The sequence below is a fragment of the Sphingobium sp. CFD-1 genome (assembly GCF_024611115.1).
In the GTDB taxonomy this organism is placed as follows: domain Bacteria; phylum Pseudomonadota; class Alphaproteobacteria; order Sphingomonadales; family Sphingomonadaceae; genus Sphingobium; species Sphingobium baderi_A.
In genome coordinates this window covers 1,964,760-1,981,213 of sequence record NZ_CP084398.1, presented here as the reverse complement: position 1 = coordinate 1,981,213, position 16,454 = coordinate 1,964,760, and the positions used below count along the sequence as shown (strand labels likewise).

The window sequence follows — 16,454 nt, the reverse complement described above, 5'->3', positions numbered from 1 at the left end:
GCTTTAGCCCTCCGCCCGTTGCTGGCGCCGCCAGTGATGGTCCAGCCGCCAGATGCCGAGCATCATGACGAGCTGGGACAGCACCACGCCCGCGATGGACAGGACCGGCGCGACCGTCAGCGTCAGCGCGGTAACGGCGACAAGGCCGACGACGCAGCTTCTCATGCTCTGCGCGGCGAGCGGACGGAACGCCTTGCGCGCCTGCGTCAGCACGCTCATCGGCGTCTGGAGGCACTGGACCAGCGACAGCAGCGCGCACAGCATCACGGCGGTGACGACAAGGCTATGGTCCAGCGTCGGCTTCAGGATCAGGCCCGGAAAGCCATAGAGCACGATCGCCGCCATCACGCAGGTCGCCAGCCATAGCATGACCAGCGCGCCCATGAAGATGCGTTCCGACTGGATCGCCGCCCGGCCGTCGCCTCTGGCTATGGCGCGGGTCATGCGGGGGCGCTCCAACTGGGTAAGGGCGGTGATGCATACATTGACCGGGCGGAAGAACAGCATCCCCACGGCAATCGGGGCGAAGGCCGCCGGTCCCGCCAGCAACGTCACCGCATAGCTATGCGCGTTGGACGTGGCTTCGGTCGACAGCACGCCCACCAGCGTCCATGCGGATTGTTCCTTCCAGACCGTGCGATATTGGCGCAGCGCGCGCGCAGGCTTCATCGCGACATGGCGGCGTAGATAGGCCGTGCCGAAACACAGCATCCCCACCAGGCCGGCGAGCAGGATGATCGCGCCGATCCCGGCCAGATCGGCGCCCGTGCGCGACGCGACCAGCAGGCCGATCAGGATCGTCGCGGCATAGGCGAAATCCGACCGCGCCGCCCGCATCGGCGCATGATGGGCATAGGCGTTGGACCGCCCGAACCAGCGCACCAGCGACAGCGTGCCCGCAATCCCGAACACCAATGCGGCGGCGGGGGACGCCATGACCCAGGCGACGATCGCGCAGGTCAGCCCCTGGCTCAGGCACAGCAGCAGGTTGACCGGAAAGAAGAAGTCATGCGCGCCTGCCGCGACTTCCTCCTCCTGATTGACGGCGATGGTATAGGGCGTGGACACCAGCGCGTTGGACAGGCTGTATCCGAACTGGATGATGACCAGCAGGAACGCCAGCACGCCGATGCCGCTGGTGCCCAGATGATGGATCGAGAAAAGCTGGACCAGCAAATGGCTGACCGACACTACGGCCGACGAAAGGCTGGCAAGGCCGAAGCGCCCGAAAATGCCGCCGATCTTCTGGATACGGCCTGCCGCCGGGGGGCTTTCCGCCGCCTGCGCTTCAGCCATGGCGATGCTTCCAGATCAGCCAGAGCGCATGGGGATTGGTGGTGAGGTAGCGCCATGCAAGCTGCCGTGGCCGTGTCGCCATGCGGTGCAGCCATTCCAGCCCCGCCTCCTGCATCCACATCGGCGCGCGCGGATAATCGCCCGTCACATAATTGAACAGCCCGCCGCAGGTGACGATCCACCCGGCTTTGATCCGGTCGCGGTTACGCACGCAAAATGCCTGCTCGCGTGGCTTGCCGGTGCCGACCCACAGCACATCGGGCGCGGCGGCGTTGATCGCGTCGATCACCGCATCCTCTTCGTCACGCGTCCAAAAGCCATTCCGGCGGCCTGCGACGTTCAGTCCCGGCGCGATCTCGGTGATCCGGCGCGCGCATTGGGCGTTCACCGTCTCTTCGCCGCCCAGCAGATAATAGCTGACGCCTGCCGCCGCCGCGTCCTTCAGGCTGTCCATGAACATGTCAGTCGTGCTGGAACGGTTTGCGATGACCGGCCCGCCCAGCCAGCGGGACGCCGCGACGATGATCTGCCCGTCCGCATGTATCAGGTCCGCCTGCGCCAGATCGGCGCGAAAGGCCGGATCGCTTGCGTTCATGGACAGTCCCTGTCCGTTGCAGTCGAATATCAGCGCGGCGCGTTCGTTCAGCGACCGGCGGAGCGGCGCGTCCTCCAGCATCTTGCGGATCAGCGCCTGAAGTGACAGCGTCGACACCGGCACGCCGCCCACACGGGCGATCGGCGCGCCGCCGCCATGCTCGCTGTTTCCGGGCCGCGCGGGTTGCGGGCGGGGGAGGGCCTGCTGCGCGCTCATGCAATCACGGTCCCGGCGATGGGCACCTTGTGGCGGTCCAGATCGTCGATGATGCGCCGCATGTCGGCAATGGCCGTGTCGCCGCGCCGTACCGCCAGCGTCACCGCGTCGAAGCCCGCGAGGATCGAACCGAAGGGCGTCTGATCGCCCCGCCGCTCGGCAAGGTAGAACAGCATCCCCATCTCGCCCAGACCCCAACCGTCCGCCGTTTCCGCCAGCGGCCCGCGCGTCAGCAGGCCCGCCGCGCTGCCCGAAGGCCGGCCCGCCGTCATCAGCCACAGCCTTTCGATCGCCGTTTGCGCGGCGGGCAGCAGCGTGGCGCTGCCCATCAGCTGCTCCGCCAGCCCCGCCTTGTTGGCGATGCGGAACAGCCGGTCGAGCGAGGGGTGGGCCATGTCCACATCGACCGCCATGGTCGGGCCGTCCATCTGCGCCATCACGACCGCCAGATTGGCCGCCAGGATCGCCGCTTCATCGCCCGTGTCGATCGACAGGATCGCCATGCGCGGCGCGCCCGCGTCGCTGCTGCCCGCCGTGGCGCGCATCTTGGCGCGGATCGCCCGCACCTTCGCCGCATAGGGATCGGCCGGGTCGAACGCCGTGACGACCAGCGGGTCGATCCGCTCGTCCCCCGTCAGCAGCAGCGGAAATCCGCCGCCCATCGCGCCCAGCAGTCCCGCCATGTCCGCGTCGAACAGGCCGAGATCGACGGCGGCTTCCGCAAAGCTCAGGTCCGACGCGCGGGCATGCGCGTCCACCCTTGCCGCTTCCGCTTCGGTCAGCAGGCCATGCTGCACCGCCAGCCGCGCCGGGTCCTGCGCGTCGCGGGCGCGGGGCTTGAGGGCGGCCGAAGCGCTGGGCGTCGTCAGGCCCGGATGAACATTTGCCGTGGAACGCAGTCTCATGCCGCCTCCTGCTGCTGCTTGTGGAACCAGTGCGTCCGCGCCGGAACGGAACGCAGTTCGGTGATGACATCGACGTCCGTCGCCCGCGCCACGCCCGAAGCGGAGCGCACGCGCGGCGTCACGATCTCGCCCAGGATCACGAAGGCGACCCCGCCGACCAGGCCCAGCGCGATGCCGCCCACCAGCCACAGCAGGATATTGGGCTTGGCCGGCAGCAGCGGCACGGTCGCTTCGTCCAGCAGGCTGGCGTTGGGCTGTGAGATCTGACTCTTCAGCTCCGCCTCGTTGAACCGCTGGCGCACCGTGTCATAGGTCTGCCGCGCCGCGTCCACGTCGCGCTGGAGCACCATCAGCTGGTCCTGCACGTCGGACATGCGGATCATGCGATCCTCCTGTTCGGACATGCTGGAGCGCAGCGTCCCTTCGCGCCGCCCGGCCGCCACGCTGTTGGCGTTGACCGCCGCCGACTGGCTGCCGCGCGCCGACGCCAGCTTGGACTGCAATTCCCGCAGCCGCGCATTCGCAGCCACCATGCTGGGGTGATTGGGGCCAAGCGTCTTGGCGAGTTCCGAAACCTGCCCGGCCTGCGTCGCGACCTGTTCCTGCAGGTTCTGGACGATCAGCGATCCTTCGATGTCGGACACCGACCCCGCGCCTGTCTTGGACCGGGCGGCGGCGGCTTCCGCCTGCGCCTGCGTCAGTTGATAGGACATGTTCTTGAGCTTCTCGGCCTCAAGGTCCATGCGGTTGATGCCGATGATGTCGTGCGCGCGCTGGAAATCGGACAGCCGCTTTTGCGCCAGTTCATAGCGGCGTCGCACATCGGCGGTCTGTTCGTTGAACCATTTCGCCGATCCGCGCGCGGGGGACGCGCGCAGTTCCACCTGCTCGCGCATATAGATCTTCGCGGCAAGGTTCGCGACCTTCGCCGCGACTTCGGGATCGGGGTCGAGGAACTGCAACTGCATCACATTGCTCTGCCGACCGGTGGTGATGATGAGGCCCGCGCGCACCCGCGCCGCCGCAGCCTGTATCCGCTGGGCGGCAGGCAACTCGGCGGGCAGCGCATCGACGAATCCGGCTTCCTTCGCGACGGCATTGACGACCTTCGCGCTGCGGATGATGTCGGTCTGCGTGCCCACGATGCTTTCGGTGTCGACCCGCACCTGATTATTGCCGTCCTCGGTCGGATCGGTCTGCGACAGGTCGAGCATCAGCGATGATGTGGCCATATATTGCCGGGGCTGCAAGAACGCGGCGATGGCGATCATCAGGAATAATATGCCGCCCACCAGAGCAGCCGAACGCCAGCGCGCCCTGAGCGCGCTCAGCAGGTCGATCGGATTGAGGATCATAGCCCGTCCACTCCTTTCAGCATGGCGCGCATTTCTTCGGTGCGGCTGGGCGCGGCCGCGCCGTTCCCGGGCCGCTTCGCCATCAGCAGCAGGAATTGCGGCGCCAGCGTGTCTTCGAACATCCACAATTCCCCGGCCGATGTCGGCACCAGCGCCGGGGCCAGCCGCGCCAGCGCATCGGCCGCTTCGCCATGCAGCCGGTCGGAAGGCCCGAACAGTTCCGCTCCAGCCTCCACCAGCCGCTCCTGCGAGATCGCATAGACTTGCGAAGCCACCACGCCCGCCAGCGCGATCATGCGGCGGTTATGCGGCGCGTCGCGCAGTGCGCGAGCCAGATGGGCGTGCGCCACCGCGCTCATTTCCGCCCAGTCCTCCAGCGCGACGGCCAGGCCCGCTTCCACATCGGCGGGGGTGATGCGGGTGCGCCCCGCCGCTTCGGGGATCAACGCCGCCTGCATCCCGAACAACCGCGCATGATAGGGCGACCCCATCGCCGCGTTCGCCAGCATGTCCAGCGCCTCAAGGTCCATGGTCAGGTTCGCCCGCTCCGAACAGCTCAGCAGCAGCCGGGCCAGGTCGGGGGTGGGGATGGGGCTGACCCGCTGCGGCGCGATATGCCGCCGCAGCGAAGGGTGCGCCGCGATCAGGCCGTCGATATCGCCCGCAATGCCGACCAGCACCAGTTGCACCGGCGAATGAAGGTCGGTCAGCAGCTTCATCAGCGCGGCCACATCCTGCCGCGCGGTTTCGGAATGCACCCGGTCATATTCGTCGATGATGAGGATGGAGCGTTGCCGCACATCCTCCACCAGCACGCTGGCGAGGCGCGGCACGTCGAACGGGCCGGACAGCAGCGCCTTCGCCTTTTCCTTGCCCGCCGCGCTCATCGGCAATTCAGGCAGGAAGGATCGGAACAGCGCCTCGAAATCCGTTTCCCCATTCGCCGACCCGTAAAGCGCGACGCAGCCCGCTTCGTCCGCCAGATCGCCGAATACGCGCGCGAGCGAGGTCTTGCCCGATCCCCGCGTGCCGAAGATGACGGCGTGCTTGCGCTGGACGACGATGGCTTCGACCAGCTTTTCCAGCTCCGCATTGCGCCCGGTCAGGCCGTGGCGGTCCGTCACCGGCATGGCCGTGTTGAAGGCGGCATAGATGGAATCCCGTCGCAGGCTGATCGGCTTGATGGGTTGCGCCATCGCGCCCATGGAAAGCGGGCGCGGCCCGTCCGCCTCCGGCCCGTCCCCGGAAGATCGGCCGAAGCCGGGCGGAGCCAGTTCCTCCAGCAGCAAGGGGGCGGCGGAGATTGGCGGGGACGCGGGGATGACCCGCTGGCCGCCTTTGTCCACCCCGGCCAGCTTGCGCGGCAAGGCTTTCAACCAGTCCAGCGCCCCGCCCTGGGAACGCTGCGGTTGCGTGAAATCATGGTCGATCGCCGTCAAAACAGCTTCTCCCTGATGATGAGGACGTCTTCGGGTTTCACCGGATCGTCGAGATTGGCCTCGACCTCCTTGCCGTCGCGCTTGACCTTGATGCGCTTGGTCGAACCGGCCAGCGTCGGCCCTCCGGCCAGCGCCAGCGCCTGCCGGAATGTCTGGCCCGGCGCGTAGGAGAAGGCGCCCGGCTGCTGCACCTGGCCATAGACATAGACCTTCTCGGCCGGCGGCACGAACAGGATGTCGCCCGGTTGCAGCGTGCGGCCCGCGCCCGCGCTCATGTCGGCCAGCGATATGCGGACCGGCCCGCTGCCGTCCGCCGGGGTCAGGATCACGGCGTTCGCGCCCGATGTGGTCGAACCGCCCGCCTTCGCCAGCATGGACGCGACCGAATAATTGCGGTCGAGCGGATAGTTACCCGCCTGCGGCACATTGCCCAGCACAGTGACGAAGCGGCTCACATATTGGCTGACCTCCACGCTTACCGATGGATTGGTGAGGAAACCGCCGCTGGCATAGGCCGATGCTATGGCCTGTCCCAGTTCCGATGTCGTCTTGCCCTGCGCCGCGACCGGGCCGATCAGGGCGAGTGTCAGCGACCCGTCCGCCTTGATCCGGCTGGTGGTGGACAGGTCGGGCTGGCCGAAGATCGAGATCTTCACCTCATCGTCCGCGCCCAGCCGGTATCCGGCATTGGCGGGCGAGGGGGAAGGGGCCACCGCCTGGGCAGGCGTGGCCGGTCCGGTCTGGGCCACCGCCACGGCGGGCGCCGCCGCCGTCAGCAGGATGGTAAGAGACCGGAGGAGTGTTCCTGTTTTCACAGCTGTCGCTCCCATGTTCATGGCTAGAATCGCAGAAGGGCGGATAACGTCACTTGCGTGCCGCTATAGTTTGACGAACTTGTGTCGGTGCGCCGCCTGTAATGCTGCGCGTCGAGCGCCAGATCGGCCCTGTCGGTCAGCTTGCGCTTGACCGTCGCGCCGAAACGGCGATTTTTGTCGGCGGTGATGTTGAACGGGCGCAACGCCGCATCCTGGCGGAACTTGCGTCTTTCCCAATCGGCATAAAGGCCGATGGAGGTCAGTTCGCTCAGCGCATAATAGCCTTCGACCCGATAGTTCGACCGGATCGCGAAGCCGCTGGCGATCAGGCTGTCGTTCACGATGTCGCGCTTGGTCGAAACCGCCAGTTTCAGGCGGGGAACGAAGGCGCTGGTCAGCTTCACGTCCCATCCCAGGCCATCATAATCGCCCACGACATCGGACCCGCCCTTCACGTCCAGCCAGGCGACCTGCGCGTCGATCTGGGTCAGCGGCGACACCGACCGCTGGAACCGCAGCGCATACGCGTCGATCCGGTTGGTGATGCCCAGATTGTCGCGGTCGCTGGACGTATGTTCATAAGTGGCCGTGATCGTGCCCAGGCTGGGCTTGTTATAGCCCACGCCTGCATAGAAGCTATCGCTGGTCTGGTCGGCATAATCGAACCGGTCGGCGTTGCGCGTCATGGCATGTTCATAGCCCGCGACCGGGAACAGGCCGGGCCGTTCGCATGACAGGTCCGCCCCCAGCGTCGTGAAGCGTTGCAGATTTTCCGTATTCTGGTTGATGTCGCCATAATCGGCGCGCTGCTGGCGGTAGGCGGCGCTGGGCGTCAGCACGCAGGTCGCGCCGAAACGGATATTCGCCCTTGCCTCGCCGTCCAGGCGCAGCTTGCTTCGCTCATTGTGCGACACGAACCAGTCGTAACCGGCTTTGGCGCGCACCAGCACGTCGTGGCGGCCGACGGGATGGGCATAGGTCAGCTGGACCGATGGCGTGACGATGATGTCGTCGGTCGGCTTTTCGACCCGGTCGTCGACCCTGAAGACATTGTCGTCATACAGCAGGTCGAGGCCGGTTTCGATCTGAAGTCCCAGCTTGTCCGGTTTCTCGCTATTGCCGTTGTCGTTTCCCTGGGCACGCGCCGACAGCGGTGCGCCCACCATCATGACGCTGCCCAGCGCCACCGCGATGGCGGCGCGCTGCCAGTTGGTTTCATTTATTGCGGGCGCACAGGGGCGCTCCTGCAAATGCAGGCGGTTGGTTATTTTCAAATGCTATGACCCTTATTGCATTGCAGCAACGAAGGTCATGCTAGTCCGATTTCAGAGGAAATATAGGGGCCGCAATGCGGCTGGTCGCAGCAAAGCAACGGCTCGCTTCATGGCCCGTGCAGCCCTGCTGCCGGGCGCTTACGCTGTTCATCTGGCAGCAAGGAAAAGGGCGTCGTCAGCCCCGGAACAGGAAATAGGAAATGGTGGCCAAAGCGCCCGCAAAGGCGATGATTCCCGCCCACCGCGACAACAGCTGGATCGACTCCTCCGCCCGCTCGGCAAACCCCGCCGCCCCGGCCCGACCCATCGGCCGATAATCAAACCGCGATCCCTTCTGTGACTCGCTCTTGATTTTGAACTGAACTGCTTCGTCAACCACGGCCTGATCCTCGCGCTCATCCTGGCGCAGCTTATCGGCTCTCTTGGTTCACAAATGGTTGATCCGGGCGGAAAGATCCCCTCGGCTCACCGCAAAATGGCGGGATGCTCCCGCCGCCCGCTCAATAAGCGTTGCGGTGGATCAGCACATTGGCCGTGCCGATCAGGATGGCGACGTCCCGCGTCAGGCTCCACCCGTGCAGATATTCGAGGTCCGCCTCCACCCGGTTCAAAATGTCGCGCCGCGTCTCCGTCGCGCCCCGGAAGCCGCGCACCTGCGCCAGTCCGGTGATACCGGGCTTCAGCGCATGGCGATGCCAATATTGCCGGTCGACCTGCCAGAAAAGCTGCTGCTCCGCCGTGGAGCCAAGCGCATGGGGGCGCGGCCCGACGAGGCTCATCTCGCCCAGCAGTACGTTGATGAGCTGCGGCAGCTCGTCGATGCTGGTGCTGCGGATAAAGCGTCCGACCCGCGTGATGCGGCCATCGTCCCGCCGCGTGGAAGCCGCGCCCGCCGCATCGCATTGCTCCACCTTCATGCTGCGGAACTTGAGGATATGGAACAGCCGGTTACCGCGTCCGATCCGTTCCTGCCGGAAAAACACCGGTCCCGGCGAATCCAGCTTGATGGCAATGGCGACTGCGATCAACAGCGGCATCAGCGCGATCAGCACAGGCACGGTTAGTGCGATGTCCAGAAGACGCTTCTTCGCACGGTTCGCCAGATTCAGCGGCCCCCGCGCCACCACCAGCGTCGCGACGCCGCGGCAGTTCTGCACGGCCAGCGGCGCCATGGGCGCGAGTTCGGGCACGACGATTTCGCCCAGGATATTCGCGCCCTTGAGCATTTGCGCCCAATCGGCCTTGCGGTCGGCGGGGCAGGATATCACGACCCTGTCGAAATCCCGCAACACCATGCCCAGCCGGTGGAGCATATAGGGGTCGTCCAGATCCGCTTTCAGGCCGATGGTTGGCGCATCCAAAATTACCATGCCGCTCACATCCTCGGGGATGAAGCCTTCGTCGATGATGAGCAATTGCGCGAAAAGGTCGTGGCCGAAATGCCGCCGGACGGTCCTGGTGATGAGCAGGCGTTGGGCCATCAACAAGCTACCGCTGCACAACAGCCCCGTCGCTATCCCCAGCCGTGAAAGGCCTCCCATGGCCTTCAACGAAAAGAGAACGAGGAGGAAGATCAGCAGCGTTCCTGCAAAAGCCATTGCTGCGCTGCGGCACGATGCTGTGCCATGTGTCAGGCAGTGCGGATTATATGCCTGACTATGAAAGGCAACGAAGCCATAGACGATCATTCCACCGCACAGCGGTTGCCATAGTTCGCCCGAGAATACAGGCATCGCGGCCGTGCCCATGCCGATTGCGAAACCAGCGCCCAGCGCGATCATGTCGGCGAGCAAGAGCAGCAGGCACAACCACAGCCTCGTGTTCTGACGGACAGCGGTAGCGGCAGGCTGACGATCGGGGACTCCCTCGATCGCCAGGTCGATCTTAGACATCAGCAACCCTTTTCTACGTCAAGCCACAGATCAATCCTCAACCGCATGGCATACGGCTGGTGGGCGTTCGGAACATCCTCGCCCAGCAATCTATGTCTTTTGACTTATGTTGCACGGCAACAGGACATAAATGCTCTGCCCTGGCAATCGGCTGTGGGACATGCGGACGCGGTTTTCCGACGATCCGTTGAAGGCGGAATGACCGCTTGTCGCGCGGGATTCCAAATGCTTGCGGGAGTCTGCGCGGCGTTACCGTTTGATTTCCGTGTCCTACGCGGCGATCAGCGCAGGAACAGCCAGCCAATCAGCCCAAGAGCCGCGATCAGGGCTATAGGCCCGGCCCAGCGCGAAAACAGGGATATATAACCGTCCAGGCTTTCCCAGGTGGAAAGCGGCCGCTCCAGATTCCCATCGCCAGTGGATACGACCCGGTCATGCTGTGGCAGAGGGCGAGCTGTCTTGGCATCCGGGCTTTCGTCAAAGGGGGGCGGGAAAAGTTCAACCATCTTTCATCCTGGCAACCCAATGATGCCTGAGGTTCCACAATAGCCTGTGTTGAAGAAAAGCGAAACCATGCCTGTCCTTGGTTGCTACGAAAGTTCGAAAAGGGGGCGGGATCGGCTATTTCCCGTTCAATGCGGCGTCGATTGCCTGCATGAAGGGGAGCGGGCTTGCCAGAAGATGCTCGGCGTCGGGAGAGGATGCCCAGCCGATCGTCCGTTCAAGCCCGAAGCCAGCCAATCTGGGGCGGAGAACGCCGTCCTGCCAGTAACTTTCGGGCATGACGGTGATGCCAAGCGACGCGGCCACCATCTGCATGACGCGCTCGTCATTGGTGGAACGAAGCGCGAAATGCGGCCTCACCCCGCGTTCGATAAAGTGTCGGCTGACTTCGGACAGTGCCTCGCAATGACGGCGGACGATCATGACTTCATGGGCGAGTTCCTCTGCGGCAATCTCATATTTGTGCGCCAACCTATGAGTCGCCGGGATCGCGAGCGCATAGCCTTCGGTAGCAATAGGCGTTTCGGCGAAGCGATCGCCGCCTCTCCCGACAAGAGACAGGACCAGATCAATTCTACCTTTTGCCAGATGCCCGTTCAGTTCCCGTTCGCTGCCAAAGAGCAATTCGAACCGCCAATGCCTTTGCGGTGGAACGGATGCGAGGGCGGAGGCGATTAATGTCCCCGGGATGCTGCTGAGGACGCCCAGACGCAATGGCGGGAGATCGGTCGTTTGCTCCATGGCTTGAAGCGCCAGGTTGAATTCCCGTTCGATGCGTCGCGCATGGGGCAGGAAGCGTGAGCCCGCGTCGGTCAATTCGACCCGCTGATTGGATCGGACGAACAGCGAAACGCCGAGTGTCCGTTCGATCTTGGCGATGCCGACGGACAAGGTCGGCTGCGATACATGGCAATGGGCGGCGGCGCGGGAAAAATTCCCCTGATCGACTACGGCCAGAAAATATCGAAGCAGATAGCGGTCGAGCAAGCAGCGTCTCCAACAGGACATCTATAGACAGGATTAATAGCATGGTTGCCGAAATTTCAATTTTTCGGGGAATGGCCAAGGCGCTAGGATGCCGGCAAGGAGAGACGCGATGACGGATTTCGACTTCGGCCTCAGTGAAACCGCGGACATGATCCGGGAGAGCGCCACGCGCTTTGCGGCAGATCGGATCGCTCCCCTCGCAGCGGAGATAGACGCCAAGGACTGGTTCCCACGCGCACTTTGGCCGGAAATGGGCGCTTTGGGCCTGCACGGTATCACCGTCGAGGAGGAATGGGGCGGCCTGGGCCTTGGCTATCTGGAGCATGTCGTCGCGCAGGAGGAAGTCGCGCGGGCCTCGGCCTCCATAGGGCTGTCCTATGGGGCGCATTCCAATCTTTGCGTCAATCAGCTGCGCCGCTGGGGCAATGCGGCGCAGAAGGCGGCATATCTGCCCCGGCTGATTTCGGGCGAGCATGTCGGCAGCCTCGCCATGTCGGAGGCGGGAGCGGGATCGGACGTCGTGTCCATGAAGCTGCGCGCGGAAAAGCGGGGGGACTGCTATGTGCTCAACGGCACGAAATTCTGGATCACCAACGCGGCGGAGGCCGACACGCTGATCGTCTACGCAAAGACGGGCGAAGGATCGCGCGGGATCACGGCCTTCATCATCGAAAAGGGCTTCAAGGGCTTCTCCATCGGTCAGAAGATCGACAAGATGGGGATGCGCGGCAGTCCGACCGGCGAGCTGGTCTTCGACGATTGCGAGGTGCCGGAAGAGAATGTCATGGGGCCGCTCGACGGCGGGGTCGGCGTGCTGATGTCGGGCCTCGATTACGAGCGCACAGTGCTGGCGGGGATACAGCTCGGCATCATGCAAGCCTGTCTGGACGTCGTGCTGCCCTATGTGCGGGAACGCAGGCAGTTCGGACAGCCCATCGGCGCGTTCCAGTTGATGCAGGCGAAGGTCGCCGACATGTATGTGGCGCTCAATAGCGCGCGGGCCTATGTCTACGCGGTCGCGAAAGCCTGTGACGCGGGCAGGACGACCCGCTTCGACGCGGCGGGGGCGATCCTGCTGGCGAGCGAGAATGCGATGAAGACCGCGCAGGAAGCGGTGCAGGCGCTGGGCGGCGCGGGCTATACGAAGGACTGGCCGGTCGAACGCTATATGCGCGACGCCAAATTGCTGGACATCGGCGCGGGGACGAATGAAATTCGCCGCATGTTGATCGGCCGGGAATTGATCGGGGCATGAGCGCGCCGGTTCTGGATGGGAAGCTGTCCCCGGACAGCGACGCCTTTCGCGCCAATGCGGCCATCAATCGCGCCCTGGCGGAGGAATTGCGGACTAAAGTGGGCGAGGCAGCGCGGGGCGGCTCCGCCAGGGCGCGGGAGAAGCATGAGGCGCGGGGCAAGCTGCTGCCGCGCGAGCGGGTGGAGCGGCTGCTGGACGCGGGATCGCCCTTTCTGGAGATCGGGCAGCTTGCGGCCTATGATCTGTATCAGGGCGAAGTGCCGGGCGCGGGCCTGATTACGGGCATCGGCCGGGTGTCGGGCCGTCAGGTGATGATCGTCTGCAACGATGCGACGGTGAAGGGCGGAACCTATTATCCGCTGACCGTCAAGAAGCATTTGCGGGCGCAGGAGATCGCGCTGGAAAACCGGCTGCCTTGCATCTATCTGGTCGACAGCGGCGGCGCGAACCTGCCCAATCAGGCGGACGTGTTCCCGGACAAGGAGCATTTCGGCCGCATCTTCTTCCATCAGGCGACCATGTCGGCGCAGGGCATTCCGCAGATCGCCTGCGTGATGGGGAGCTGCACGGCGGGCGGCGCCTATGTCCCGGCCATGTCGGACGAGACGGTGATCGTCCGCAATCAGGGGACGATCTTCCTGGCCGGTCCGCCGCTGGTGCGGGCGGCGACGGGCGAGGTCATCAGCGCGGAGGATCTGGGCGGCGGCGATCTGCATGGCCGCAAGTCCGGCGTGGTGGATCATGTCGCGGAAAATGACGATCATGCGCTCAGCATCGTGCGGGACATCGTTTCGACGCTCCAGCCGGATCGCGCAGCCGACATCCATGTTCGCGAGGCGCGGCCGCCGAAATTCGCGGCCGAAGATCTTTACGGCATCATCCCGGAGGATGTGCGCGCGCCCTATGACGTGCGCGAGGTGATCGCGCGGTTGGTGGACGGCAGCGAATTTCACGAGTTCAAGGCGCTCTACGGCTCCACGCTGGTCTGCGGCTTTGCCCATATCTGGGGGATGCCGGTGGCGATCCTCGCCAATAACGGCGTGCTGTTCAGCGAAAGCGCGCAGAAGGGCGCGCATTTCATCGAACTGGCCTGCCAGCGGCGTATTCCGCTGCTGTTCCTCCAGAACATCTCCGGCTTCATGGTCGGGGGGAAATATGAGGCGGAAGGGATCGCCAAGCACGGCGCGAAGCTGGTGACGGCGGTGGCGACGGCGCAGGTCCCCAAGATCACGGTGCTGATCGGCGGCAGTTTCGGCGCGGGCAATTACGGGATGTGCGGACGGGCTTATGGGCCGCGCTTCCTCTTCACCTGGCCCAACAGCCGCATTTCCGTGATGGGCGGGGAACAGGCCGCGTCGGTGCTGGCGGCGGTGCACCGCGACGCCGCCGCATGGAGGGCGGAGGAAGCCGAAGCCTTCAAGGCGCCGATCCGGCGGAAATATGAGGAGGAAGGCAATCCCTATCACGCCACGGCGCGATTGTGGGACGATGGCGTCATCGATCCGGCGCAGACCCGCGACGTGCTGGGGCTGGCCTTTGCGGCGACGTTGAACGCGCCGATCCCCGACCGTGCCCAATTCGGCCTCTTCAGGATGTGATGCCGATGATCCGTTCCCTCCTTATCGCCAATCGGGGCGAGATCGCCTGCCGCATCGTCCGCACCGCGCGGCGCCTGGGTATCCGCACTGTGGCGGTTTATTCGGACGCCGATGCCGGGGCGTTGCATGTGCGCGAAGCGGACGCGGCCGTGCATATCGGGCCGTCGCCTGTCCGTGAATCCTATCTGCTGGGCGACCGGATCATCGCCGCCGCGCGGGAGACGGGGGCGGAGGCGATCCATCCGGGCTATGGTTTCCTGTCGGAAAATGCGGACTTCGCGCAGGCGGTGATCGACGCCGGGCTGATCTGGGTCGGTCCCGATCCGGCGAGCATCACGGCCATGGGATTGAAGGACGCCGCCAAGTCCCTGATGAGCGAGGCGGGCGTGCCGGTGACGCCGGGCTATCTGGGGCAGGACCAGAGCGGGACGCGGCTGGCGGCGGAGGCGGACGCCATCGGCTATCCCGTGCTGATCAAAGCGGTCGCGGGCGGCGGCGGCAAAGGGATGCGGAAGGTCGATGGGCCTGGCGATTTCGCCGAGGCGCTGCAGTCGTGCCGGCGGGAAGCGGCTTCGTCCTTCGGCAACGATCAGGTGCTGCTGGAAAAATGGGTGACGAACCCGCGCCATATCGAGGTGCAGGTTTTCGGCGACCGGCACGGCAATGTCGTCCATCTGTTCGAGCGGGACTGCTCGCTCCAGCGGCGGCACCAGAAGGTGATCGAGGAAGCGCCCGCGCCGGGCATGGATGACGCCACCCGGGAGGCGATCTGCGATGCGGCGGTCCGGGCGGCCAGGGCGGTGGACTATGTCGGCGCGGGAACGATCGAGTTCATCGCGGACGGTTCGGAAGGGCTGCGGGCCGACCGCATCTGGTTCATGGAGATGAACACACGGCTTCAGGTCGAACACCCTGTCACCGAGGCGATTACGGGACAGGATCTGGTCGAATGGCAGTTGCGCGTGGCGTCGGGCGAGCCGTTGCCCCAGACGCAGGAGCAATTGTCGATCAACGGCTGGGCCATGGAAGCGCGGCTCTATGCGGAGGACCCGGCGAAGGGCTTCCTGCCGTCCATCGGATCGCTGGACGTTTTTGATCTGGGCGAAAAATGCCGGATCGATACGGGCGTCGAGCTTGGGGCGGAAATTTCCTCCTTTTACGATCCGATGATTGCCAAGGTCATCGCGCATGGCCCTGAACGGGAAAGCGCACGCAGGCGGCTGGCGGCGTGCCTCAGCGACAGCGTCATTTGGCCGCTGCGTACCAATGCTGGTTTTCTGGTGAAAGCGCTGGAGCATCCGGCCTTTGTGGAAGCGGACATCGATACAGGCCTCGTCGAGCGTGAAGGCGAGGCGTTAATGCCACCCGAGCGACCTTCCGGCGCGGCCTTGACGGATGCAGCGGCGGCACTGGCCTTTGGTGGAGAACTTGGTGGGTTCCGTTTAAATGCGCCTATGCGGAGCGACGCCCTTTTCCTGTTGAATGGCGAAGCTGTGGCCATCTCCTTCGACCCGCAGAGGGCTGGAGACAGGGAGGAGAGCGACGAGGTCGTGTTGATTGCGGAAGGAGGACAGACCTGGCGGTTGTCGCCATGGCGCATGAACGGGGTCGCAACAGGCGGCGCATCCGATGGGCTGGTGCTGTCGCCCATGCCGGGGCGGATTATCTCCGTCGCTGTCGGGCGAGGAGACAAGGTGGCCAGGGGACAAAGACTGCTAACGCTGGAAGCCATGAAGATGGAGCACGGCCTTGTCGCACCTTTTGACGGTATCGTGGCGGAGTTTAACGCGACGGAAGGCAGTCAGGTGAGCGAGGGAGCATTGCTCGCGCGGATCGACAAGGAGGAAGCGTGATGGCGGGCCGGTTCTTCGATCAATGGAAAATCGGGGATCGCGTCGCCCACGACATTCGCCGCACGGTAACGGAAACGGACAATCTCCTCTTTTCCACGATGACGCATAATCCGCAGCCGCTGCATCTGGATGCAGAGGCGGCCAAGGCGTCGGAATTCGGGCAGATTCTCGTCAATGGCACTTTCACCTTCGCCCTGATGGTCGGCTTGTCGGTGGGCGATACGACGCTGGGAACGTTGATAGCCAATCTGGGTTATGACAAGCTGGTGATGCCCAAGCCCGTTTTTATCGGCGACACTTTGCGCGCTGAAACGGAAGTGATAGCGCTCAAGCCGAGCAAATCCCGGCCTGGCGCCGGTATCGTCACCTTCGCCCACCGCCTGTTGAATCAGCGGGACGAAGTGGTCTGCGAATGCCACCGCATGGCGCTGATACAGGGAAGCGGGAGCTGAATTGGGTTCAGACGCGAG

The 16,454-nt window shown here is 64.6% G+C and carries 15 protein-coding genes; 4 read left to right on the top strand and 11 right to left on the bottom strand.

Going from position 1 to position 16,454, the window contains the following annotated elements; all coding sequences use genetic code 11:
* Positions 1–3 precede the first annotated feature (3 nt).
* The 11 genes from LDB26_RS10100 to LDB26_RS10050 form a co-directional block, all read right to left on the bottom strand.
* Positions 4–1,296 carry a polysaccharide biosynthesis protein gene (locus LDB26_RS10100; protein ID WP_257538293.1) on the bottom strand — a complete coding sequence of 431 codons (1,293 nt, stop codon included), beginning with the start codon at positions 1,294–1,296 and terminating at the stop codon, positions 4–6.
* Positions 1,289–2,107: a WecB/TagA/CpsF family glycosyltransferase gene (locus tag LDB26_RS10095; RefSeq protein WP_062066145.1), complete on the bottom strand. Its 819-nt coding sequence runs from the start codon at positions 2,105–2,107 to the stop codon at positions 1,289–1,291. The genes LDB26_RS10100 and LDB26_RS10095 overlap by 8 nt, the downstream gene beginning before the upstream one ends.
* A complete protein-coding gene (locus LDB26_RS10090) occupies positions 2,104–3,012 on the bottom strand; it encodes a hypothetical protein (RefSeq protein ID WP_062066143.1) in 909 nt (302 codons plus the stop codon). The genes LDB26_RS10095 and LDB26_RS10090 overlap by 4 nt, the downstream gene beginning before the upstream one ends.
* Complete coding sequence (locus tag LDB26_RS10085) at positions 3,009–4,367, bottom strand: GumC family protein (RefSeq protein WP_257538292.1); 1,359 nt, start codon at positions 4,365–4,367, stop codon at positions 3,009–3,011. Before LDB26_RS10085 ends, LDB26_RS10090 begins: the two co-directional genes overlap by 4 nt.
* On the bottom strand, positions 4,364–5,806 hold the full coding sequence (locus tag LDB26_RS10080; protein WP_257538291.1) for an ATP-binding protein: 1,443 nt from the start codon (positions 5,804–5,806) through the stop codon (positions 4,364–4,366). The genes LDB26_RS10085 and LDB26_RS10080 overlap by 4 nt, the downstream gene beginning before the upstream one ends.
* Entirely contained in the window at positions 5,803–6,621 is an 819-nt protein-coding gene (locus LDB26_RS10075) for a polysaccharide biosynthesis/export family protein (protein WP_257538290.1), read from the bottom strand. Before LDB26_RS10075 ends, LDB26_RS10080 begins: the two co-directional genes overlap by 4 nt.
* 23 nt (positions 6,622–6,644) lie before the next feature.
* A complete protein-coding gene (locus LDB26_RS10070; RefSeq protein WP_373886100.1) occupies positions 6,645–7,895 on the bottom strand; it encodes a hypothetical protein in 1,251 nt (416 codons plus the stop codon).
* A gap of 175 nt (positions 7,896–8,070) precedes the next feature.
* Complete coding sequence (locus LDB26_RS10065) at positions 8,071–8,274, bottom strand: hypothetical protein (protein WP_062066136.1); 204 nt, start codon at positions 8,272–8,274, stop codon at positions 8,071–8,073.
* Positions 8,275–8,395: 121 nt separating this feature from the next.
* On the bottom strand, positions 8,396–9,787 hold the full coding sequence (locus LDB26_RS10060) for a sugar transferase (RefSeq protein WP_257538289.1): 1,392 nt from the start codon (positions 9,785–9,787) through the stop codon (positions 8,396–8,398).
* A gap of 281 nt (positions 9,788–10,068) precedes the next feature.
* Positions 10,069–10,293: a hypothetical protein gene (locus LDB26_RS10055; protein ID WP_062066131.1), complete on the bottom strand. Its 225-nt coding sequence runs from the start codon at positions 10,291–10,293 to the stop codon at positions 10,069–10,071.
* A gap of 115 nt (positions 10,294–10,408) precedes the next feature.
* Positions 10,409–11,278, bottom strand: a complete 870-nt coding sequence (locus LDB26_RS10050; protein ID WP_257538288.1) for a LysR family transcriptional regulator — start codon at positions 11,276–11,278, stop codon at positions 10,409–10,411.
* Positions 11,279–11,387: 109 nt separating this feature from the next.
* On the opposite strand from LDB26_RS10050, the gene LDB26_RS10045 reads away from it, so the two are divergent.
* From LDB26_RS10045 to LDB26_RS10030, 4 genes are read left to right on the top strand one after another with little or no spacing between them, the layout of a single operon-like run.
* Positions 11,388–12,533: an isovaleryl-CoA dehydrogenase gene (locus tag LDB26_RS10045; RefSeq protein ID WP_062066127.1), complete on the top strand. Its 1,146-nt coding sequence runs from the start codon at positions 11,388–11,390 to the stop codon at positions 12,531–12,533.
* Positions 12,530–14,131 carry a carboxyl transferase domain-containing protein gene (locus LDB26_RS10040; protein WP_257538287.1) on the top strand — a complete coding sequence of 534 codons (1,602 nt, stop codon included), beginning with the start codon at positions 12,530–12,532 and terminating at the stop codon, positions 14,129–14,131. Before LDB26_RS10045 ends, LDB26_RS10040 begins: the two co-directional genes overlap by 4 nt.
* A gap of 5 nt (positions 14,132–14,136) precedes the next feature.
* Complete coding sequence (locus LDB26_RS10035; protein ID WP_257538286.1) at positions 14,137–15,984, top strand: acetyl/propionyl/methylcrotonyl-CoA carboxylase subunit alpha; 1,848 nt, start codon at positions 14,137–14,139, stop codon at positions 15,982–15,984.
* The gene (locus LDB26_RS10030) at positions 15,984–16,436 is read left to right on the top strand and encodes a MaoC family dehydratase (RefSeq protein WP_257538284.1); all 453 of its coding nucleotides are present in this window, start codon (positions 15,984–15,986) and stop codon (positions 16,434–16,436) included. Before LDB26_RS10035 ends, LDB26_RS10030 begins: the two co-directional genes overlap by 1 nt.
* The last annotated feature ends 18 nt before the right edge of the window (positions 16,437–16,454 follow it).